The following is an 18,197-nucleotide window of genomic DNA, read 5'->3' as shown; positions in this document are numbered from 1 at the left end:
CACCGCCTCCGCGCGCATGTGGCGCCTCCGCTGCCCAGGTATGGCCTACAGCGGGTTGGGTGGAACACAGGTGAAGGTGACCGAGATCAGCACGAAGGCGCTGACCGACCATTTCAAAGCTGCCGTCGCCAGTTGGGGGTTGACCACGAACGTCGAGCAGTAGGCGCATCGGCGCGAGGATCCTGCCATGCCGATTCCGGGATGTCTGCCCGTAGTAATCCATTGCTGTACTTGGTTGCTGGAGTGTATCTAAGCTTTTACCCGTAGCTCAGTCAATGAGAGGAGGGTGTGATGGCGGAGAGATCGCAGGTCAACGACGCCATTGAACTTAGTAGCAGCGCGTTTGCCGACCGTGCGTTGATTCCCGAGCACTTCGCTCTCGACGGGGGTAACGCGTCACCGCCGCTGACGTGGGAGCGCGTCCCCGCCGGCACTGCGGAGCTGGAGCTGGTCTGCGAGGATCCGGACGCACCGCGGGGCACGTTCGTGCACTGGGTCGTCTCCGGAATCCCGCCCACCACGATCGGCATCGGCGAGAACGGCCTGCCTGTTGGGGCGACGGCGGGCCGGAACGACTTTGGGCGGTCCGGCTGGGCTGGGCCGCGGCCGCCGAAGGGTGACCGCGCACACCGCTATGTCTTCACGCTCTTCGCCGCCGACCAGCCGCTCGGGCTGCCGGCGGGCGCGACCGCGCGCGATCTCCTGGCGGCGTTGCGCGGCCATGAACTGGCCAGCGGCACCCTCGTCGGGCGGTTCGCGCGCTAGAGGATGCCTGCGAGGGTAAGTGAATCGACCACGTAAGGCGGTGCGAACACATGGTGACCCAGCACGACGAACACCGATCCCTGTACCTGTCATATCTCGAGTACTGCAATGAGCACGATTTCGATCGAATGGCGTCATTTTATACATCGACCATCAAAGTCGATGACGCCCCTATGGATCCAGCCGCTGTTACGGCACAATTCTCGCCTCTTATCTCCGCATTTCCTGACTGGCATTGGGAGATGCGACACCTCGTTGTCGACGGCAACTATATCGCGGTGCACTTCACGGTAACCGGTACTCACCAGGGGGCTTTCCAGGGAGTTGAGGCGACCGGCCGTCGGGTGACTATTTCGGAGTTCACTCTTTATCACCTCGAAGACGGCAAGTTCGCCGAGGTCTGGGACTACACCGATATGGACGCGTTAATGAGGCAAATCGGGCAACGCGAGGCACCGCTGACGGCCCCCGCTGGCGAAGCCGGTACCGCAGACAGCTGACTTCGCTCCCGCCACGGCGACCAGACCCACGACTCATGTGTTTCAATTTCGGACAGCGTCGGGTCGGGGCAGAATTGCGGCCGTCGGACGCCGGTGTTTGGTTTGACTCCATCTCCTGGAAGGCAGGCCGATGACCCCCACCACACCCTCGTTCTTCGAGGCGCAACTTCCCGCCCTGTTGAGCAGCGGAAGAGACGCACCGGCGTTTTGGATGCTCGATCTGCTGTGGATTCCGCTGCTGGAGGCCCATCAAACCGGGGGCCTGTTTTCGGTCACCGAGCAGTGGATGCCGAAAGACTCGGGGGCACATACCAAGCACGTGCACAATGTCGACGAGTGGTTTTACGTCCTCGACGGCACCGTCGACTTCGAGCTCGAGGGCGAAACGTCGTCGGGGCAAGATGGCGACTCGCTGTGGATTCCCCGGGGCACCGTGCACAGTTTCAACGTCACGAGCGATGTATGCCGCGTGCTCAACGGCTATACCCCGGCCGGTTTCGAGCAGGTGATCAAGGGGCTCGCGAGACCGGCGCCGAAGCGTGAGCTTCCCCCGAGAACTGCAGAGCCGGCGGCAGCAGACATCGCGGCAGCACAATTCCTGTGCAGCAACTACTGGACCGCACGAGCCGACGACCCCTGGGCGAAATTCTTCGTCAGCTGATCCCGCGCCCGGTGTTCAGTCATTCCGCTGATGCCTACTGGCTCATCGCCCAACAGACCGGAAACCCTCGCGCAAGCACCGGCTGGCCGCGGGACCCGCTCGGGTGGTCGATCTGGTCGACGTGCTGGGCCTGGCCCAGTCGACGGTGTCGAAACATCTTTCCTGCCTGCGTGATTGCGGACTGACGACCTGCGCAATCGGCCGTGATTCAGCTGCGCATGACCTGCAGTGCGGACTTTTCCAGGCGGTCGGCGATTTCCACGTACGAGGAATAGCCCACGCCTGCGCGGACCAGGGCGCCCGCGTACAGCAATTCCAGGGTTTCCACGATGTCGAGATCGGCGTCGGGGCCGAGGGCGTCCATCAGGCGCTTGCGGATTTCGATGCCTATGCGGGTGCGCAGGTGCGCGACATCCGGGTCCGTGCCCAGCAGGGCGCTGGTGACCGCCCCGGCCAGGGCGGGTTCGTCGGCAACGAGCATGGCGATCTGGCGCAGCACCGCGACCACGCGTGCGGTCGGATCGGCGGAGTCGGTGAGCGGGGCCTGCGTGGCGGCCAGCCGACGCCAGAACACCTCGGCGACAAGGTGTTCCTTCGAGGAGAAGTAGGTGTAGGCGGTGGCCGTGCCGACGCCGGCGGCCGCGGCGACCATGCGCACCGTGAGCCCCGCGAACCCCTCGCGGGAGAGCACCTCGAGTGCCGCCCTGGTCAGCCTGTCGACCGTATCCGCCTGCTTCTCGGTGAGACGGCGGCGAGTGGCCTCCATATTCACCGGGGCCGGGTCGATGGAAAGGGGATCGGACACGTGTCTGGATGCTACTATGGGTCCGCTTCGAGAGCAACTCGCACCGCCGCGGCAATCCACGGGCGAGGTGACGGCAGAAAGGTTCCGCGCTGATGACTCGCGCCGATTCGGTGATTTCCACGGATACCACACGATTGTTCGAGATTGCCGAGCAAACAACTGGTTTCATGCCGCCGGAGGAGGGCCGCGCGCTGTACGAGGCCGCGCTGCGCTACGCCGGCGACGGAATAATCACCGAAATCGGCACGTACTGCGGGAAATCCTCGATCTATCTCGGCGCCGCCGCACGGGAAACCGGTGCGGTCGTTTACACGATCGACCACCATCACGGCTCCGAGGAGCATCAGGTGGGCTGGGAATATCACGACACCTCGCTGGTCGATCCGGAGACCGGACGCTTCGACACGGTCACCGAATTCCGCCGCGCGATCGTCCGAGCGGGGTTGCAGGACACGGTGATCGGCGTGCTCGGTTCGTCGGCCACCGTCGCCCGCATGTGGCGCACGCCGATTCGGCTGCTGTTCATCGACGGCGGGCATACCGAGGAGGCCGCCCAGCGCGATTACGACAACTGGGCGCTCTGGGTGGCGGCCGGCGGCGCCCTGGCGATCCACGATGTGTTCCCCGACCCCGCCGACGGTGGGCAGGCTCCGTACAATATCTACCGAAAAGCGTTGGACGGTGGGAAGTTCCGTGAGGTGTCGGTGACCGGGTCGCTGCGCATCCTCGAACGGAGCGCTGGGTGCGGCGGTCGCGCCTGAGCTGATCGCTCAGGCGAAACCCCTTCGTTCACAGGCAAATTCGGCCACCTCAGGCTGCCCACTGTGGCATCGCAGCGGTCGCTGAATTGCAGGGTCTCGAAAGTCGTGGCATCTGCCGATTGATCCACCTGGGCCTTTCCGATGTCTCAGCTGTGGCCCGTGCGGTCTGTCTAATTACAGGAACGTCGAGTACCCGTGAGCGAGCGGCGGCATGGCGTTGGACGCCGACCACGTCTCCTCGACGTAGGCCTGGAAGGTGCGAGCAGGCTCTCCGGTCAGGTGCTCGACGTCGTCGATGGCCTCGGCGACGTCGCCGAACGAGACTGCCTCCGGGCCGGTGATGGTGCACTGTTGATTCGAGCGTGTGCCGGTCACCCGTTGTAGCGAACCACAAGGAATTTGTCGCCCTGCGTCGGATCCGCTGTGGAGCCCGCCACGACGATCTTGCCGTCGTGCTGGACGGCCACCGCGTTGGCACTGTTTGCCTTGACACCCGGGTTGGTGGAGACCTTGCCACCATTGCCGAAACCGGCGTCGAGTTTCCCATCGCTGGTGTAACGAGCCAAGGCGATAGTGTCGCCGGTTGCCGTGCCGGTGCTGGTACCGGCGGCAACCAGTTTGCCGGCGGGGGTGAGCGCCAGGCCGTAGGCAACGGCGGCCTTACCGCCGAAATCCGTCGAGACCTTCCCGTTCTCACCGAAGTCGGTGTCCTGCTGGCCGGAGGAGGTGTAGCGGACGAGCACGAATTTGTCGCCCTGCACCGGATCCCGTGTGGACCCCGCGACCACGATCTTGCCATCGGAATCGATCACGACGGCTTTGGCATGACCGGCCCGGGTGCCCAGATCCGCGGAAATCTTGCCGCCGAGGGCAAAACCGGCGTCGAGCCTACCGTCGGCGAAATAGCGGGCCAGGGCGATATTGTCACCGGTGGCGGTGCCGTGGCTGGTGCCCGCGGCCACAAACCCGCCGCCCGGTTCGATTGCCACGCCATTGGCGATGTCGTCCTTGCCGCCGAAATCCGTCGATACCTTGCCGCCGTCGCCGAAACCGGCGTCGAGCTTGCCGTCGGTCGTGTAACGGACGAGCAGGAAGTTGTCGCCCTGGACCGGATCGCGGGTGGAGCCCGCGACCACGATCTTGCCGTCGGGCTGCAGGACAACGGCGTTGGCGCGATCGGCTCGGGTACCCAGGTCGGTGGAAACCTTGCCGCCGTCGCCGAAACCGGTGTCAAGTTTGCCGTCGCTGGTGTAGCGAGCGAGGGCGATGGTGTCGCCGGTGGTGGTCGCGTGGCTGGTGCCCGCAGCAACGATCTTGCCGTCCGGCCCGATGGCGACGGCGTTGGCGACATCGGCCTTGCCGCCGAAATCCGTCGATACCTTCCCGCCATCGCCGAAACCGGCGTCGAGCTTGCCATCGGCGGTGTAACGGATGACGGCAAAATTGTCACCCTGCGTCGAATCCCGCGCCGAGCCCGCCGCGACGATCTTGCCGTCCGGCTGCATCACCACCGCCCGGGCATAGTCGGCGCCGGAGCCGAGATCGGCGGACACCTTGCCACCGGAACCGAACCCGAAATCGAGCGTACCTGCCGCCCCGGACGTCTGGTGCGAGCACGATGCGACCGCTAGCGCGGTGATCACACCGAAACCCAAGCGGCGCAGTGTATTCCCGGTCGATCTCGATCGTGTTGCACACAATATCCCAGCCACCTTTCGCTTCGAACGATGAGGACGGCAGAGCGATAGTTCGGCAACTGATCTTCCCTCTCGACCGAACCTTCAATCAACTCGGGGTGGGTCACTCGTGGTGGCCACCGAGCCGTCTGCACAGGTGCCTCCATGTCAGGTAGCGCGGCGGCCCCGGCTCGATCCTCAGACCTCGGCAAGAATTTAGGAACGATTGTTCTTGACTGATCATTCCTTAACTACCTACACTTCCCGTATGGCACGTCCACGAGGGTTCGACGAGACAGCGGTAATACGTTCGGCAGCAAAGCTTTTCGCCGGCCTCGCGTATGACGGAGTTTCCATCGACGAGCTGGTGTCCGAGCTCGGTGTACACCGCAACAGTCTGTACAAGACGTTCGGGAGCAAACGCGGCCTGTACCTCACCGCGTTGCGATGGTCACTCGAACACGATGTCGGCCCTCTGATCACCGCCTTCGGAGAGTCTGCCGACCCGACGCCGCAGGCCCAACTCGCGAACGGCTTGGATCTACTACTGCTTGCGGCAGCCGAACAGGCACCGATGGACACCGAGGTGGCCGACGAGGTCAACCGCGCGCTTATCGCGATGGACGAGGCTATCGGCGAGCGTGCCACCGCGACGGTCCTCGGGCTCCGCCTGCGTGCCCGATTCGCTGCGGCCAGAGAATCCGAATAACCAAGCAGTACACAACCATCGAGAGGAACATTCATGGCGCACATCTACGTCGAGGGCAGCGACCTCGTCATCAGGCTGACAGGTCTCGACCGCTTGTTCGCACTCGAGGGCAGCCTGACCGTCCCGCTGGCCAATGTCCGCGGCGCGACGGCCGATCCGGGAATCATCAAAGAGCCCAGAGGCATTCGCGCACCCGGCACCAACATTCCAAGGGTGGTTACCGCGGGCACTTTCCACCGAGACGGCGAGCGGGTCTTCTGGGCCGTCCGCGACCCGAACAAGGCCGTGGTCATCGAACTGGCCGATCACCACTACGCCCGGCTCGTTGTTCAGGTACCGGATCCCCGAGCGGCAGTCGCACTGGTCGAGCACGCCACACCGCGATAGTCCAGTCTGCAGCTTTCCTGCAGCCCAACACGAAAACCCATGCATCCAAGTGTATTTCACCCCGAAATCGGCGTCCTGGATGGTGGAGATCGTTTACCTCAGTAGTGATTTTGGTGACTCGCTGGCGAAGCCTGACGGTGGCTCGCCCTTCCTGACGCTCAGAGCGTCAAGGATCTCACCGGGCTGCTGACCTCGGCGGCGGAGCGCTGAGTTCGGGACAGTTACCGCTCCCGGACTGCGTAGGTCAGGTGGGTCACCCGTTGCGTCGGCTCCGCGCGGACCTGCTCCAGGGCCACACGGCCTGCGTCCACGCCCTCGAACAGGCGGATTCCGGAACCGAACAGCACGGGGGAGAGCGCGATCGTGAACTCGTCGATCAGGCAGGCGTTCACGTACTCCAGGATCGTTGCGCCGCCGCCCGCGATGCGGACGTCTCGGTCGCCAGCGGCCTCGCGGGCCTGGTCGAGCGCGGTCTCGATGCCGTCGTTGACGAAGTGGAAGGTGGTCCCACCCGGCCGCTCCCAGGGGTCACGCTTCTCGTGCGTCACGACGAAGACCGGCGTGTGGAACGGCGCCTCCTCCGGCCACGCTCGCTCGCCGGCGTCGAACATGCGCTTGCCCATCACGCTCGCGCCGGTGCGCTCGAACGTCTCCCGCACGATGTCGTTGTCGAGCCCTTCCTCGCCGCCCTCGCCAAGCTTCAGGCTCTCCCGGAAGTACCGCTGCGGGAATATCCACTGCTGCAGTTCCATCCACTGCTGCCCCATCAGGTCCTCGGGGGACTCGGGCGCGATGAAGCCGTCCAGCGACATCGACACGCTGAAGAACACTTTCCCGGCCATTAGCGGCTCTCCTTCTTGGTGATCTCGGCGACGTAGGCCGCCAGGTTGCTCAGCGTCTGCTCGCCGCCCTCGACCGCGTGGTACTTCTCCACGGCCTGGTCGCGCAGTTCTTTGGTGGGGAAGACCGTGCGCATCTCGATCCGGGTCGCAGCGCCGTCGGGCGCGAACGTCAAGACCGACTCGAAGGCGTTCGGGTCGCCGCGGGTCTCACCGTGCAGCAGCGCGATCCGCTCCGGCGGGGTGATCTCGGTCCAGGAGATCCACTCCTGGTAGTCCGTCCCGTCCGGTCCGTGCATCACGAAGTTCCACTCCCCGCCGACGCGGAACTCGAACGCCGCTGTGGTGGTGGTGAACCCCTCCGGTCCCCACCACCGCGACAGGTGCCGGACTTCGGTGAACGCCTCGAACACCAGCTCCCGTGGGGCACTGATGACCCGGGAGATCACTATCTCGCGGTCGGTCGTCGCGGACTGCGCCGGTGCTCCTCGTCCCGTCGCGCTCATCATCTATTCCTCCTGCCTTGCCTGCTCGAGGCCCTGCACGTACTCGTCCAGCCGGTCGAAGCTCTCGTTCCAGAACCGCTCGAACCCGCCGGTCCACTCGTGAACCGGTCGCAGCCCGCGCGCGTCAAGGCCGTACAGGCGTTGCTTACCTGCCTTGCGGTCCCGCACCAATCCGACATCCCGGAGCACCCGCAGGTGTTTGGACGCCCCCGGCTGGGTTATCCCCAGCTCCTGGGCCAGCTCGGTCACCGGCCGCTCACCCGCCCGCAACAGCGCCAGGATCTCCCGGCGCTGCGGCTCGGCGATCGCGTTGAAGACGTCCGACGTCGTCGCTGCTCGTGCCATGAGGTTCGATCATATTCCCATATCGGTATGCGTCAAGCCGGACGAATCAGTCGGGTCTTGTCAGATGACGATCGTGACCCTTGTCGGCGGCTGCGGAAACACGTATCCCGGAGACGGCACGCGCGACGTCGGCGGCCGACGAGGGTCGGGCTCCGTACCATATTTACCGAAAGGCGTTGGACGGCGGGAAGTTCCGTGAGGTCTCGGTCACCGGGTCGCTGCGCATCCTCGAGCGAAGCGCTGGCTGTGGCGGTCGCGCCTGAGCCGATCGCTCAGGCGAAATCTCATAGATCGCTAGCAAATTCGGCACAATCGACGGCCCGTAGGATCACCGCGGCTCGCGGCGGACATGGATCCTGGCGACGGACAAGCCCAAGTCGCACAAGCTATCTCCGAGGCCACCGAGATCGCCCAGGGGTACCCGAGGCTGCGCCCCCGCATCGAAAAGCCTCTGCCACGACCGAATACAACTCCGCGCCGGACAGCACCTTCGAATACGGCCTGGCCGCACTCCTGGACGGATTCGCCGCACGGCTCACGGCACGCGATACAACCTCGGCCGGGTGACCCGGCCCGGTCTCACCGCGCTTGCGCCTCGATGGTCTCCCGCATAACTTGCAGCCCGCGCACGATCCGCAACCGCGCCTCGGCGGCCGCCGCGTGCGGCAGTACGTCGGTGATCCACACCAGCCGCGCGCCCGCCTCGTCGGAGAAGACCTGGAACGAGGCGTGATGATGGTCGATCGGCAGCGAAAATCCCTCCACCGCCGAATAAGCGAGCCGACGTGCCTCGTCATCAACGGACACGATGTACTCACGGATCACCGCGCCCGTCGGCATGGTCAGATAGCGGACGTCCCCTTCCACCCGCGTATCGGACACATAGCCGGGTAGCAGCCGCTCATGCACTCTTCCCACGTCGCTCACCGCCGCCCATACCTGCGTGGGAGTTGCTGAGATAACCGTAGATTCGGTGATGGTAGCGATGATCGTCTCCTCTGCAGCTCACCGCGACCGTACCAACGGCCCCTGACAGCGGCGTTCGGCACCGCTCGTTCGCCGCTTCCCCACGCTCTTCGTCGGATGGTCAGTGCCCGATGGTGTCCAGCTCGGCTACATCTTCCTCGGAGAGGGAAAGCCCCGCGCCGGTGACGTTTTCGCGCAGATGCGCCCTCGAGGAAGTGCCGGGGATGAGCAGGATGTTCGGGGAGCGCTGCAGCAGCCAGGCCAACGCGACGGACATCGGTGTTGTCCCCAGCCGGCCGGCAACCCTCGAGAGTGTCTCGGATTGCAGTGGCGTGAAACCCCCGAGGGGGAAGAACGGCACGTAGGCGATGTCCTGCGCGGCGAGTCGGTCGATGAGGTCGTCGTCGCGGCGGTGGGCGAGGTTGTACATGTTCTGCACGCACACGACCGGGGCGATGGTCCGGGCCTCGGCGACCTGCTCGCTGGTGACATTGCTGACCCCGAGATGCCGGATGAGACCCTCCTGCTGAAGCCCGGCGAGTGTTTCGAACGCCTCGGCGATCGAGCCGGGCTGGGGGCCCTGGGCATCGCCCATGCGCATGTTGACCAGGTCGAGTACCTCGCTCCCGAGGGACTCCAAGGTCTCGCGCACCTGCTGACGGAGATCCTCGGGTCGGCGGGCGGTGGGCCAGCCGCCCTGTGCATCACGTTCCGCCCCCACCTTGGTCGCGATGAACAACGACTCCGGATAGGGGTGCAGGGCCTCGCGGATCAGCTCGTTCGTCACTCGCGGCCCGTAGGCGACGCTGGTGTCGATGTGGGTGATCCCGAGCTCGGCCGCCTCGCGCAGCACGGCCAGTGCGCCGTCGCGGTCCTCTGGTTGGCCCATGACCCAAGGGCCCGCGAGTTGCATTGCACCGTAACCGAATCGGGTGATGGTCTGATCGCCCGTAACCCACGCGCCGCCGGGAAGTGACGCAGTGGAAGAGGTGGATGTGTTCATCAGGTTCGGGATTCTCTCTGATCGGAGGTGGCGCGTGTCGCCGCCTTGGACCATGATCAGGGAGTTACTTCCCATTGGGAAGTAGGCACTTTATGGTGCGTAACTCACTTATCGGACGGGTGTTATCGACATGGGGATGCCGAAAGCCGCTCGGGAACGAGCGCAGAGCAAGGTGGAGTACAACGCGTTCCTGGCGGCATGTCCCAGTCGCCAGCTGCTCGATCGAATCTCGGACAAATGGGTCGTGCTGGTCCTCTGCGCGCTCGCGGGCGACACTCCGGACCAGCCCGATGCGGCAGCGGCAGGAAAGGTGATGCGCTACTCCGAGATCGCACGGCTACTGGCCGGCGTCAGCCAAAAGATGTTGACCCAGACATTGCGGGCCCTGGAACGGGACGGCGTCATCACCCGCACCGTGACGCCGACCGTCCCCGTCACCGTCACCTATGAACTGACCGACCTAGGCCGTTCCCTTCATGACGTGACCCGCGGCCTCAGGACCTGGGCACAGGGCCACATGGGCGAGATACTCACCCAACGCGAGGCCTACGACGCTCGCGTCTCGTAACAACAGTCGGTCCGGCGGCGGGCGGCTCCCGCTCTCGCGAGGCGCCGCCCAGGCGCCGGAATTACCTTATCCGGCAAACATTTTCAGAGCACCGCTTCGATCGCGGAAATAACCGCCGGATCCTTCGGCTCGGTGCGCGGGCGGAAACGCCCGACAACCTTGCCGTCGCGATCGACGAGGAACTTCTCGAAGTTCCACTGAATGTCCCCCGCCTCGCCCTCGGCGTCGGCGGTCTGGGTCAGCTCGGTGTACAGCGGGCTGCGGGCGTCGCCGTTGACGTCGACCTTCTCCAGCAGCGGGAAATCCACGCCGTAGGTGGTCGAGCAGAACTCGGCGATCTCCTCGGCGGTGCCGGGCTCCTGGCCCATGAACTCGTTGCACGGCACGCCGATCACGCTGAATCCGCGCGGGCCGTAGGTCTGCTGCAGCTCGACCAGGCCGGTGTACTGCGGGGTCAGGCCGCACTTCGAGGCCACGTTGACCACCAGCAGCGCCTTGTCACCGGCCAGATCGGCCAGGGTGGTGGGTTCGTCGGCAAGGGTTTTGACGGGAATCTCTCGAATGGTCACAAGGGGAGATGCTACCTCCGAATCGAGCTTCACCCCGGCGGACAACATGAGATGGCCCGGTCAGCGGGTGGCTGCCGGGATGGCTTTCAACCTTGGCGTCGGTCGGGATCTGCTGGGCATGCGCTGAGCCAGACCGACTCGCCGGGCTCGCGCCCCGGCCGGGCATGAAAAAGGGGCACGCGATCGTCTTGACGTCGTCTGATTAAAGACGGATAATGATGGGTACGCCAGAAACGCTGAATAGAACCATGAGGACGGCGGAGACGTCCAAAGACCTACATGATTCTGTTAGGGCATCTGGAGAGGCCCCCGGCACGTCAGCCCCGAAACCGAAGCCGAAGCGACGACTAAGGCTCACGGATCGAGACGTGAGTACCGGGGACTGTCTTATGTTCGGGGCCCGCACGAACTCGTCGCGCGTGGTGACGAACGCGGCGCTGCGGCCCGCCATCCGGCTCACATCCCAATGAGATGACCAGGACCCTCGAGTCGCGTGTGACGTCGTGAACGACGTCCTGCAACCCCTGGTCGATCTGCCCGGCATCCGAGAAACCGCGGACCGCGCTCGTAATGCCCTGGCCGAGGTGCACCGACATCGGGCGAATTTATCGCGGCGGTCGTGGGCTCGACCAAGGCATCGACACCTCCACCGCGGTCGGTCGCATTTTCTTCCAAATCCTCGGTGCGATAGCCGAATTCGAGCACGCCCTGATGTCCGAACGCACACGCGACGGGCTCGCCGCAGCCCGCGCCCGAGGACGCACCGGCGGCCAGAACCCCAAACTCGGCCCCCGACAGGTCCAACTGGCCCGACAGATGTACGACGAACACGGCAAGCGCCGCTACACCGTCGACCAGATCGCCGCCGAGTTCGGCGTCACCCGCCCCACTATCTACCGGCACCTCAACAAGCCGACCCCATAGCGTCACAACACCGGGGCTGACCAGGAACTACGCGAACTTCGTTGGATTTTCGGCGATTACTACTTCTGCCGCCAATTGCATCGGAGGCGAACTCGCTACGGTCTGCGTATCGACATCGGCATGGGCGGCAATCACGGCCTCTACCAGTGGGATTCAGCTGTTCCGGCAGTGGTGAGGATAGACGTGTCCTGTCTCATTGGAGTTGAGGCAGTAGGAGGGTTCTGATCTGCGGTGCCTCAAGTCGGTGATCGTGGACGCTGGTCGGGAACGACTGGCAGCGGGTGGTGGACACGACAGTCGCGGCCGCAGGAGTTGCCTGCTGTCGCGGTGACATCCGTGGGGCATAGCGTTCTCCAGGCGCGGGAAGGCGTTAAAACTGGGTTCACACCGAGATTTCGCGACAGACAGGGATCCAGAACGTGACCTCGACAAGCAAGCTGGTGGTGATCCTTGTGGCTGCTGCCGTCTCAGTGGCGGCGTTCGCCGGCTCCGCGCAGGGTGGGCTGGAAACTGCGGTGGACAGGCATGAAGGCGTGGCAGAGTGCATCCAGTGGTGGTGGACCGACAGTGGCACGTCGACGACGACGATCCATTGGCACAACCTTTGCCCGAGCAGGCAGAAGCTGATGGTCTCATGGCGGAACAATCGGACGAATCAGAATCCAGATGACGTGATGTATGGGATTCCGGGTGGTAACGAGGGCTCCGACACGTGGGAGGGCATTCCGATCGCCTTCAGACAGTTATGAGGACGCATCCAATCGCCCGCCCATCGTCCATCGGGACACCAGCGGTATGGCTGGTTGGCTGGTTGTAGGGGCTGTGCTCGGGCCAGTTGTTCGGGCCTCGCGGCCGAGGCGGTGATCGTGCCTTCGCTTATAGGGCCCGATTATCAGTCTGGCGCGGCGAGTTGTCCTGTGTGGCAGCTGATTCGGTCTCGGTATGAGGGATCTCGCGTAGCGAACCGGCCGCCTCCAGCAGGCGCCACCGATACGCGCGCGGCGGGCCTCATAGCGGCCGGAAGGTCCGCGCCGCGCCGGAATCAGCTGCCGCGCCGACGATCTCGCTCAACACGGCTCGCACCGTCGCGACCTGGTCTGCACCCGCCCGCGCGGCAAGCCTTCGCTCGTACTCGGCGTGGAATTCCCGCACAGTGTCCAGCATGTCGCGGCCCCGGTCGGACAGGTGCAGCAGTTTGGCGCGCTTGTCCGCCGGATCCGGGCACCGCTCCACGTAGCCGTCCCGTACCATTTCGTCGACGACCTTGGCCGCACCCTGCGCGGTGATCCCGAGACGCTCCCCCAATTGGCTTGCGGTGAGCGCGTCCTCGGCCAATGTGCGCAGTACATAGCCGTAGGAAGCGCCGAGCATGCGATGGCCGTGCTCAGCCAGATGCGTGTGCAGCTCCCGAACGAACGCCTGGTATGCCTGCCCGAGCAGGACGCCGAAATCCATCCTTGACTCCTTCCCGTCAATATGTTCAACTCTAGTTGTACACCATAGTTGAACACATTGGTTGAATACATAGGAGTCACAGCATGCCACTCATCAAATCCGCCGACGCGCCCGTCTTCGAAGCTCCCCTCATGACCGCAGTCGGCCTAGCCGCCCCCAGTCGCGGCTCCACCGAGAACAGCGTCTGGCGCTTCACCATGCACCCAGGCAATCCCGGCCACGAGCACGCGGTCTCGCGGGAGGAGATCTTCATCGCCCTCTCCGGCCGGGCCCGCGCCACCATCGACGGCGAAACCCGAGACTTCTGCGCCGGCGACGCACTGGTGATCCCTGCACACACCGTCTTCCGCGTGTCCGTGCCAGGCGACGAACCGTTCGAGGCGGTGGCGATCCTGCCGGTGGGGGCCTACGCCCAAGCGCCCGGCGGCGACCGAGTCAGCCCGCCCTGGGCTCAATAGTCAACGCACAATCGATCGCACAGGAGAGTCATGCCGCACATCACCGCCGACCGCGCCCCTCGCTTCGAGAACGACCACGCGAACTTCACCGGTCTGGCCGCACCCAGCCGCGGATCCACCGAGAACAGCGCGTGGCGACTCACCATCAAACCGGGCGTCGACGCGCCGGCACACGCCCTGGATCGCGAGGAGATCTTCATCGCGCTGTCTGGCACGATGACCGTCACCATGGGCGGCGAAATCCTCACGGTGGCAGCCGGGGACGCGCTTATCGTGCCCGCGCACGAGCTATTCGCCATGTCCAATCCGAGCGATGAACCGTTCGAGGCCGTCGTGGTGCTGCCCGTCGGCGGGCAGGGGCTTATTCCCGGTCAGCCGCCGGTCGTCGCACCCTGGGCGCGCTGACCCGCATTTGTCGGCCGAGTACTCGGCACCGTCTAGGGGCTCGGGGGTGCCCGCGGTCAATACGCAACGTTCCAGTGCTTGATCCCGTTGATCCAGCCCGACCGCAGCCGCACCGGATCGGCGAGCTGGTGCAGGTCGGGCAGGACGTCGGCGATCGCGTTGAAGATCAGGTCGATCTCCAGCCGGGCCAGATTGGCCCCGACGCAGTAGTGCGCCCCGGTGCCGCCGAATCCGAGGTGCGGATTCGGGTCGCGCAGCACGTCGAACCGGAACGGGTCCTCGAAGGCGTCCTCGTCGAAGTTGGCCGAGCTGTAGAACAGCGCGACCCGCTGCCCGGCCGAGATCGCCTGACCGCCGAGCTCGAGATCCTGCGTGACGGTGCGCTGAAACGCCGTCACCGGCGTCGCCCAGCGCACGATCTCGTCGGGCGCGGTGCGCGGGCGGTCCCGCTTGTACAGCTCCCACTGGTCCGGATGGTCCACGAATGCCTTCATGCCGTGGGTGATGGCATTGCGCGTGGTCTCGTTGCCCGCCACGGTCAGCAGGATCATGAAGTAGCCGAACTCGTCCGAGCCCAGCGCCTCCCCGTCCACATCGGCGGTGACCAGCTGGCTGACGATGTCGTCGCACGGTTCCGCGCGCCGCTGCTCGGCCATGTTCCAGGCGTAGCCCAGAATCTCGGCGGTGGCCGTCATCGGGTCGCCGTATTCCGGATCGTCGTAACTGAGCATCTGATTCGACCAGTTGAACAGCTTGTGCCGGTCGGCCTGCGGCACCCCGAGCAGTTCCGCGATCGCCTGCAGCGGCAGCTCGCAGGCCACCTGCTGCACGAAGTCACCACTCCCGGTTTCCTTGGCCTCCTGCACGATTCGCGCGGCGCGCTCGGTCAGCGCGGCCCGCAGCGCCTCGATCGCGCGCGGGGTGAACCCCTTGGAGATGATGCGCCGGATCTTGGTGTGCTTGGGCGGATCCATGTTGATCAGCAGCGCCTCGCCGGTCAGTTCCATCTGCTCGCGCGTGGTGTCCGGGGGCAGCCGGACGATGGCGCCGTTGGTGTTCGAGGAGTACAGCTCCGGATGCCGCGAGATCTCCCGGACGTCCTCGTGGCGGCTCACCACCCAGTAGCCGCCGTCGTCGAAGGGCAGGTTGTATTCGCGCTCCTGGGCGTTCCACCACACCGGCGCGGTCCGGCGCAGCTCCGCGAACTCCTCCACCGGTTTGCGTTGTTCCCACAGACCGGGATCGGTGAAGTCGAATCCGGCGGGAAGCGATGGCACGGGCACGGTTCCTCCTCACGGTCCGCCGCGTCGCGAACCGGCGTGAAAATGAAACGAGTTCTAGAGAGATTCAAGCACCTCAAAGCATTTCTGAACAGGTGTCTGATCATGATTCTGAAACCATGATCACTTGCACCGCGCCCGACCTGCTGTGACGCCGGCTACATACTCGATCTTCACCAGAATTAGAACTTGTTCTACAGTGGGTCCCGGGCACGTGCTTCGGGCCCTGACGACCACTTCGAGGATGAGGTAACCGATCATGACCGACTCTCCGCGCAGCGCGGACACCGCCGAGGCCGATTACGTCGTCGTGGGCGCGGGCAGTTCCGGCGCCACCATCGCCGGGCGGCTGGCCCAGACCGGTGCCCGCGTCATTCTGCTCGAGGCCGGTCGCAAGGACAACACCCGCCTGGTCACCAGCCCCGGCATGATCACCATGGTGCACACCGTGCCCCAGCTCAAGCACCGCGTCACATGGAGCCAGTACTCCGTCCCGCAAAAGCATGCCAACGAGCGCGAGGTCCCGATGACCCGCGGCAAGGTGCTGGGCGGCTCCAGCTCGGTCAACGGCATGCTCTTCGTGCGCGGCAACCGCGCCAACTTCGACTCCTGGGCCGCCGAGGGCAACAAGGGCTGGAGCTACGAGGACGTGCTGCCCGCCTACAAGCGCTTGGAGAACTGGCAGGACGGCGCGAGCGACTACCGCGGCACCGGCGGCCCGATCGAGGTCACCCGCCAGCAGGACCTGACTCCGATCACGCAGGAGTTCATGACCGCCGCGTCGGAGACCCTGGGCGCGCCGATCATCGAGGACTACAACGGCGAATCGCAGGAAGGCATCTCGATCTTCCAGCAGAGCGTGCGAAAGGGGCTGCGCTACAGCTCTTCTCGCGGCTACCTGACCGATATGCCGAACCCGACCCTGAGCGTGCTCACCAACGTGCACGCCACCCGCGTGGTCATCGAGAACGGCCGCGCCACCGGCGTGGAGATCCAGGAGAAGAACGGCTCGCACCGCATCGTGCGCGCCGCCAAGGAGGTCGTGGTCTCCGCCGGCGTCGTCGGCTCGCCGCAACTGCTGATGCTCTCGGGCATCGGGCCGGCCGGGCACCTGCGCGACCTGGGCATCGCCGTGCACCAGGACCTGCCGGTCGGGCAGAACCTGCACGACCACCTGTTCGTGCCGATGACCTTCGTCTCGAAAAAGGCCATCCACCGCGGCATTCCGACCTACTTCGCCCGCGGCATCATGCGCGAGCTGCGCAACCCGGGCAGCTCCTGGATGGGCCGCACGGTCTTCGAGGCCGCGGGCTTCGTCAAGACCAAGTTCGCCGAGGGCGACTACCCGGACATGCAGATCCACACCCTGCCGTGGAGCTACCCGACCCCGAACCAGGACGAGGACAAGCTGCACCTGGTCGACCGGCGCGCGGCGCTGACCATCATGCCCAGCCTCATCTACCCCAAGAGCCGCGGCGAGGTGCGCCTGGCCTCGGCGGATCCGTTCGCCTCGCCGCTGATCGACCCGGGCTACCTGTCCGATCCGTGGGACACCGAATTCCTGATCGAGGGCATCAAGATGATCCGGGATGTGATGTCGCACAAGAGCATCGCGGGCGACGTCGTGGAGAACTTCTTCCCCGGCAACGAGTGGGCCGACGAGACCGCGCTGCGGCGCGAGCTGCCCAACCGCGTGCACTCGATCTACCACCCGGTCGGCTCCTGCCGCATGGGCGTGGACGAGCGCGCCGTGGTCGATCCGACCCTGAAGGTCAACGGCATCGAGGGCCTGCGGGTGGCCGACGCCTCGATCATGCCGAGCATCACCGGCGGCAACACCAACGCGCCGTGCTACATGATCGGCGAGATGGCGGCCGAATTCATCACCACCGGAGCGTAATTCGTCGTTTCGACAGAGCCCGGGTTCGCAGCATGCGAACCCGGGCTCTTCGCGTGTGCGCCGCTTCGTTCCGGTGCGGACCCGCCATTCCGATCTTTACTCTCTAGACCAGTCGTCATAGTATGGCCGTATGCCACGTCGGACCAACACCCGCGAATGCTTCGTCAAGACAACCGCCGAGCTGCTGCGGCAGCGGGGGTACTACGCGACCGGGATCAATCAGATCCTGGCGGCGAGCGGAGCGCCGAAGGGGTCGTTGTACTTCCACTTCCCAGGAGGCAAGGAGCAACTGGTCGCCGAGGCCGTGACCGTGGCGGGGCAGCAGATGAGCGTCGCGATCAACGCCATCCTTGCCGACGCCGATGACGTTCGTACCGGCTGCGCGCGGCTGATGGCAGCGTTCGAGCAGATTCTGGTCGGCTCGGACTTCCGGGAGGGTTGCCCGGTCGCGACGATCGCACTCGATGTGGCCGCCGACAGCGAGCCCATCGGGTCGGCGTGCTCCGATGCCTACGGCGGGTGGCTCGAGGTGATCGAAAAAACGTTGCGCCGCTGGGGAGTTCCGGGCGACCAGGTCGGCCGGCTCGCGGTGTTCGTGCTGTCCTCGACCGAAGGCGCGCTGCTGTTGGCGCGGGTCCGGCGGGATACCGCCGTGCTCGACGAGGTCGGACAGTACCTGACGGACACGATCGAATCCGCAATTCACTAGCGAAGG

25 protein-coding genes and 4 pseudogenes are annotated in these 18,197 nt (G+C 65.2%); 17 read left to right on the top strand and 12 right to left on the bottom strand.

Annotation, left to right across the window (positions count from 1 at the left end; translation table 11 throughout):
• Window positions 1-45: 45 nt before the first annotated feature.
• The gene (locus tag KO481_RS02895) at window positions 46-189 is read right to left on the bottom strand and encodes a hypothetical protein (protein ID WP_215915333.1); all 144 of its coding nucleotides are present in this window, start codon (window positions 187-189) and stop codon (window positions 46-48) included.
• A gap of 102 nt (window positions 190-291) precedes the next feature.
• On the opposite strand from KO481_RS02895, the gene KO481_RS02890 reads away from it, so the two are divergent.
• The 4 genes and pseudogenes from KO481_RS02890 to KO481_RS02875 form a co-directional block, all read left to right on the top strand.
• The gene (locus KO481_RS02890) at window positions 292-765 is read left to right on the top strand and encodes a YbhB/YbcL family Raf kinase inhibitor-like protein (RefSeq protein WP_215915332.1); all 474 of its coding nucleotides are present in this window, start codon (window positions 292-294) and stop codon (window positions 763-765) included.
• 50 nt (window positions 766-815) lie between these two features.
• Window positions 816-1,265 (top strand): ester cyclase, encoded by a 450-nt coding sequence (locus tag KO481_RS02885; RefSeq protein ID WP_215915331.1) that lies wholly within the window; start codon window positions 816-818, stop codon window positions 1,263-1,265.
• Window positions 1,266-1,476: 211 nt separating this feature from the next.
• The gene (locus KO481_RS02880; protein WP_215915330.1) at window positions 1,477-1,926 is read left to right on the top strand and encodes a cupin domain-containing protein; all 450 of its coding nucleotides are present in this window, start codon (window positions 1,477-1,479) and stop codon (window positions 1,924-1,926) included.
• A gap of 37 nt (window positions 1,927-1,963) precedes the next feature.
• Window positions 1,964-2,116: pseudogene (locus tag KO481_RS02875) on the top strand (ArsR family transcriptional regulator); the annotation flags it as partial.
• A gap of 18 nt (window positions 2,117-2,134) precedes the next feature.
• Here KO481_RS02875 and KO481_RS02870 read toward each other — a convergent pair.
• Complete coding sequence (locus KO481_RS02870; RefSeq protein ID WP_215915900.1) at window positions 2,135-2,698, bottom strand: TetR/AcrR family transcriptional regulator; 564 nt, start codon at window positions 2,696-2,698, stop codon at window positions 2,135-2,137.
• Window positions 2,699-2,823: 125 nt separating this feature from the next.
• On the opposite strand from KO481_RS02870, the gene KO481_RS02865 reads away from it, so the two are divergent.
• Window positions 2,824-3,492 (top strand): class I SAM-dependent methyltransferase, encoded by a 669-nt coding sequence (locus KO481_RS02865; protein ID WP_215915329.1) that lies wholly within the window; start codon window positions 2,824-2,826, stop codon window positions 3,490-3,492.
• 174 nt (window positions 3,493-3,666) lie between these two features.
• Here the strand turns inward: KO481_RS02865 and KO481_RS02860 are convergent, their stop codons facing one another.
• Window positions 3,667-3,867 carry a hypothetical protein gene (locus KO481_RS02860; protein WP_215915328.1) on the bottom strand — a complete coding sequence of 67 codons (201 nt, stop codon included), beginning with the start codon at window positions 3,865-3,867 and terminating at the stop codon, window positions 3,667-3,669.
• On the bottom strand, window positions 3,864-5,147 hold the full coding sequence (locus KO481_RS02855) for an NHL repeat-containing protein (RefSeq protein WP_245400237.1): 1,284 nt from the start codon (window positions 5,145-5,147) through the stop codon (window positions 3,864-3,866). Before KO481_RS02855 ends, KO481_RS02860 begins: the two co-directional genes overlap by 4 nt.
• A 289-nt stretch (window positions 5,148-5,436) precedes the next feature.
• Between KO481_RS02855 and KO481_RS02850 the strand changes: the two genes are divergently transcribed.
• On the top strand, window positions 5,437-5,877 hold the full coding sequence (locus tag KO481_RS02850) for a TetR/AcrR family transcriptional regulator (RefSeq protein WP_215915327.1): 441 nt from the start codon (window positions 5,437-5,439) through the stop codon (window positions 5,875-5,877).
• A 33-nt stretch (window positions 5,878-5,910) separates the two neighbouring features.
• On the top strand, window positions 5,911-6,264 hold the full coding sequence (locus tag KO481_RS02845) for a hypothetical protein (protein WP_215915326.1): 354 nt from the start codon (window positions 5,911-5,913) through the stop codon (window positions 6,262-6,264).
• A gap of 221 nt (window positions 6,265-6,485) precedes the next feature.
• On the opposite strand, the gene KO481_RS02840 is transcribed toward KO481_RS02845, so the two are convergent.
• The 3 genes from KO481_RS02840 to KO481_RS02830 are packed head-to-tail and all read right to left on the bottom strand — an operon-like array spanning window position 6,486 to window position 7,954.
• Entirely contained in the window at window positions 6,486-7,106 is a 621-nt protein-coding gene (locus KO481_RS02840) for a dihydrofolate reductase family protein (RefSeq protein ID WP_215915325.1), read from the bottom strand.
• Entirely contained in the window at window positions 7,106-7,612 is a 507-nt protein-coding gene (locus KO481_RS02835; protein ID WP_245400236.1) for an SRPBCC family protein, read from the bottom strand. Before KO481_RS02835 ends, KO481_RS02840 begins: the two co-directional genes overlap by 1 nt.
• Entirely contained in the window at window positions 7,613-7,954 is a 342-nt protein-coding gene (locus KO481_RS02830) for an ArsR/SmtB family transcription factor (protein ID WP_215915324.1), read from the bottom strand.
• A 137-nt stretch (window positions 7,955-8,091) separates the two neighbouring features.
• On the opposite strand from KO481_RS02830, the pseudogene KO481_RS42725 reads away from it, so the two are divergent.
• Window positions 8,092-8,217, top strand: a pseudogene (locus KO481_RS42725) (class I SAM-dependent methyltransferase); the annotation flags it as partial.
• Window positions 8,218-8,533: 316 nt separating this feature from the next.
• On the opposite strand, the gene KO481_RS02825 reads toward KO481_RS42725, so the two are convergent.
• Window positions 8,534-8,932 carry an SRPBCC family protein gene (locus KO481_RS02825; RefSeq protein ID WP_308166349.1) on the bottom strand — a complete coding sequence of 133 codons (399 nt, stop codon included), beginning with the start codon at window positions 8,930-8,932 and terminating at the stop codon, window positions 8,534-8,536.
• Window positions 8,933-9,041: 109 nt separating this feature from the next.
• Window positions 9,042-9,923 (bottom strand): aldo/keto reductase family oxidoreductase, encoded by an 882-nt coding sequence (locus KO481_RS02820; RefSeq protein WP_215915323.1) that lies wholly within the window; start codon window positions 9,921-9,923, stop codon window positions 9,042-9,044.
• Between the two features lie 130 nt (window positions 9,924-10,053).
• On the opposite strand from KO481_RS02820, the gene KO481_RS02815 reads away from it, so the two are divergent.
• Window positions 10,054-10,491, top strand: a complete 438-nt coding sequence (locus KO481_RS02815) for a winged helix-turn-helix transcriptional regulator (protein WP_215915322.1) — start codon at window positions 10,054-10,056, stop codon at window positions 10,489-10,491.
• Between the two features lie 83 nt (window positions 10,492-10,574).
• Here the strand turns inward: KO481_RS02815 and KO481_RS02810 are convergent, their stop codons facing one another.
• Complete coding sequence (locus KO481_RS02810; RefSeq protein ID WP_215915321.1) at window positions 10,575-11,108, bottom strand: glutathione peroxidase; 534 nt, start codon at window positions 11,106-11,108, stop codon at window positions 10,575-10,577.
• A 455-nt stretch (window positions 11,109-11,563) separates the two neighbouring features.
• Here KO481_RS02810 and KO481_RS42720 point away from each other — a divergent pair.
• The 4 genes and pseudogenes from KO481_RS42720 to KO481_RS02800 all read left to right on the top strand — a co-directional run.
• A pseudogene (locus tag KO481_RS42720) lies at window positions 11,564-11,683 on the top strand (oxidoreductase); the annotation flags it as partial.
• A pseudogene (locus tag KO481_RS44645) lies at window positions 11,631-11,762 on the top strand (hypothetical protein); the annotation flags it as partial. The pseudogenes KO481_RS42720 and KO481_RS44645, both read left to right, overlap by 53 nt.
• A 9-nt stretch (window positions 11,763-11,771) precedes the next feature.
• On the top strand, window positions 11,772-11,984 hold the full coding sequence (locus KO481_RS42715; RefSeq protein WP_245400235.1) for a TetR family transcriptional regulator: 213 nt from the start codon (window positions 11,772-11,774) through the stop codon (window positions 11,982-11,984).
• A gap of 419 nt (window positions 11,985-12,403) precedes the next feature.
• Window positions 12,404-12,733, top strand: a complete 330-nt coding sequence (locus KO481_RS02800) for a hypothetical protein (protein WP_215915319.1) — start codon at window positions 12,404-12,406, stop codon at window positions 12,731-12,733.
• A 259-nt stretch (window positions 12,734-12,992) separates the two neighbouring features.
• Here the strand turns inward: KO481_RS02800 and KO481_RS02795 are convergent, their stop codons facing one another.
• Entirely contained in the window at window positions 12,993-13,439 is a 447-nt protein-coding gene (locus KO481_RS02795; protein WP_215915318.1) for a MarR family winged helix-turn-helix transcriptional regulator, read from the bottom strand.
• Window positions 13,440-13,522: 83 nt separating this feature from the next.
• Here KO481_RS02795 and KO481_RS02790 point away from each other — a divergent pair, with 83 nt between their 5' ends.
• Window positions 13,523-13,897, top strand: a complete 375-nt coding sequence (locus tag KO481_RS02790; RefSeq protein WP_215915317.1) for a cupin domain-containing protein — start codon at window positions 13,523-13,525, stop codon at window positions 13,895-13,897.
• Window positions 13,898-13,927: 30 nt separating this feature from the next.
• The gene (locus tag KO481_RS02785; protein ID WP_215915316.1) at window positions 13,928-14,302 is read left to right on the top strand and encodes a cupin domain-containing protein; all 375 of its coding nucleotides are present in this window, start codon (window positions 13,928-13,930) and stop codon (window positions 14,300-14,302) included.
• A 56-nt stretch (window positions 14,303-14,358) separates the two neighbouring features.
• Here the strand turns inward: KO481_RS02785 and KO481_RS02780 are convergent, their stop codons facing one another.
• Window positions 14,359-15,585: a cytochrome P450 gene (locus KO481_RS02780; RefSeq protein ID WP_215915315.1), complete on the bottom strand. Its 1,227-nt coding sequence runs from the start codon at window positions 15,583-15,585 to the stop codon at window positions 14,359-14,361.
• A 256-nt stretch (window positions 15,586-15,841) separates the two neighbouring features.
• Here KO481_RS02780 and KO481_RS02775 point away from each other — a divergent pair, with 256 nt between their 5' ends.
• Both KO481_RS02775 and KO481_RS02770 read left to right on the top strand, forming a co-directional pair.
• On the top strand, window positions 15,842-17,482 hold the full coding sequence (locus KO481_RS02775; protein ID WP_215915314.1) for a GMC family oxidoreductase: 1,641 nt from the start codon (window positions 15,842-15,844) through the stop codon (window positions 17,480-17,482).
• Window positions 17,483-17,612: 130 nt separating this feature from the next.
• Entirely contained in the window at window positions 17,613-18,191 is a 579-nt protein-coding gene (locus tag KO481_RS02770; RefSeq protein WP_215915313.1) for a TetR/AcrR family transcriptional regulator, read from the top strand.
• Window positions 18,192-18,197 lie beyond the last annotated feature (6 nt).

Source organism: Nocardia albiluteola, assembly GCF_018860155.1.
Lineage (GTDB): Bacteria > Actinomycetota > Actinomycetes > Mycobacteriales > Mycobacteriaceae > Nocardia > Nocardia albiluteola.
Note: the sequence above shows the minus strand (reverse complement) of the source record. Positions and strands in the feature narration are given on the sequence as shown.

Excerpts from the sequence above, each read along its gene's own strand:
- KO481_RS02815 (WP_215915322.1), top strand. The coding sequence starts at position 10,054 with ATGGGGATGCCGAAAGCCGCTCGGGAACGAGCGCAGAGCAAGGTGGAG.
- KO481_RS02895 (WP_215915333.1), bottom strand. The coding sequence starts at position 189 with ATGGCAGGATCCTCGCGCCGATGCGCCTACTGCTCGACGTTCGTGGTC.
- KO481_RS02775 (WP_215915314.1), top strand. The coding sequence starts at position 15,842 with ATGACCGACTCTCCGCGCAGCGCGGACACCGCCGAGGCCGATTACGTC.
- KO481_RS02840 (WP_215915325.1), bottom strand. The coding sequence starts at position 7,106 with ATGGCCGGGAAAGTGTTCTTCAGCGTGTCGATGTCGCTGGACGGCTTC.
- KO481_RS02795 (WP_215915318.1), bottom strand. The coding sequence starts at position 13,439 with ATGGATTTCGGCGTCCTGCTCGGGCAGGCATACCAGGCGTTCGTTCGG.
- KO481_RS02865 (WP_215915329.1), top strand. The coding sequence starts at position 2,824 with ATGACTCGCGCCGATTCGGTGATTTCCACGGATACCACACGATTGTTC.
- KO481_RS02790 (WP_215915317.1), top strand. The coding sequence starts at position 13,523 with ATGCCACTCATCAAATCCGCCGACGCGCCCGTCTTCGAAGCTCCCCTC.
- KO481_RS02835 (WP_245400236.1), bottom strand. The coding sequence starts at position 7,612 with ATGATGAGCGCGACGGGACGAGGAGCACCGGCGCAGTCCGCGACGACC.
- KO481_RS02890 (WP_215915332.1), top strand. The coding sequence starts at position 292 with ATGGCGGAGAGATCGCAGGTCAACGACGCCATTGAACTTAGTAGCAGC.
- KO481_RS02830 (WP_215915324.1), bottom strand. The coding sequence starts at position 7,954 with ATGGCACGAGCAGCGACGACGTCGGACGTCTTCAACGCGATCGCCGAG.
- KO481_RS02885 (WP_215915331.1), top strand. The coding sequence starts at position 816 with ATGGTGACCCAGCACGACGAACACCGATCCCTGTACCTGTCATATCTC.
- KO481_RS02770 (WP_215915313.1), top strand. The coding sequence starts at position 17,613 with ATGCCACGTCGGACCAACACCCGCGAATGCTTCGTCAAGACAACCGCC.
- KO481_RS02810 (WP_215915321.1), bottom strand. The coding sequence starts at position 11,108 with ATGTTGTCCGCCGGGGTGAAGCTCGATTCGGAGGTAGCATCTCCCCTT.
- KO481_RS02845 (WP_215915326.1), top strand. The coding sequence starts at position 5,911 with ATGGCGCACATCTACGTCGAGGGCAGCGACCTCGTCATCAGGCTGACA.
- KO481_RS42715 (WP_245400235.1), top strand. The coding sequence starts at position 11,772 with ATGTCCGAACGCACACGCGACGGGCTCGCCGCAGCCCGCGCCCGAGGA.
- KO481_RS02820 (WP_215915323.1), bottom strand. The coding sequence starts at position 9,923 with ATGAACACATCCACCTCTTCCACTGCGTCACTTCCCGGCGGCGCGTGG.
- KO481_RS02785 (WP_215915316.1), top strand. The coding sequence starts at position 13,928 with ATGCCGCACATCACCGCCGACCGCGCCCCTCGCTTCGAGAACGACCAC.
- KO481_RS02880 (WP_215915330.1), top strand. The coding sequence starts at position 1,477 with ATGCTCGATCTGCTGTGGATTCCGCTGCTGGAGGCCCATCAAACCGGG.
- KO481_RS02850 (WP_215915327.1), top strand. The coding sequence starts at position 5,437 with ATGGCACGTCCACGAGGGTTCGACGAGACAGCGGTAATACGTTCGGCA.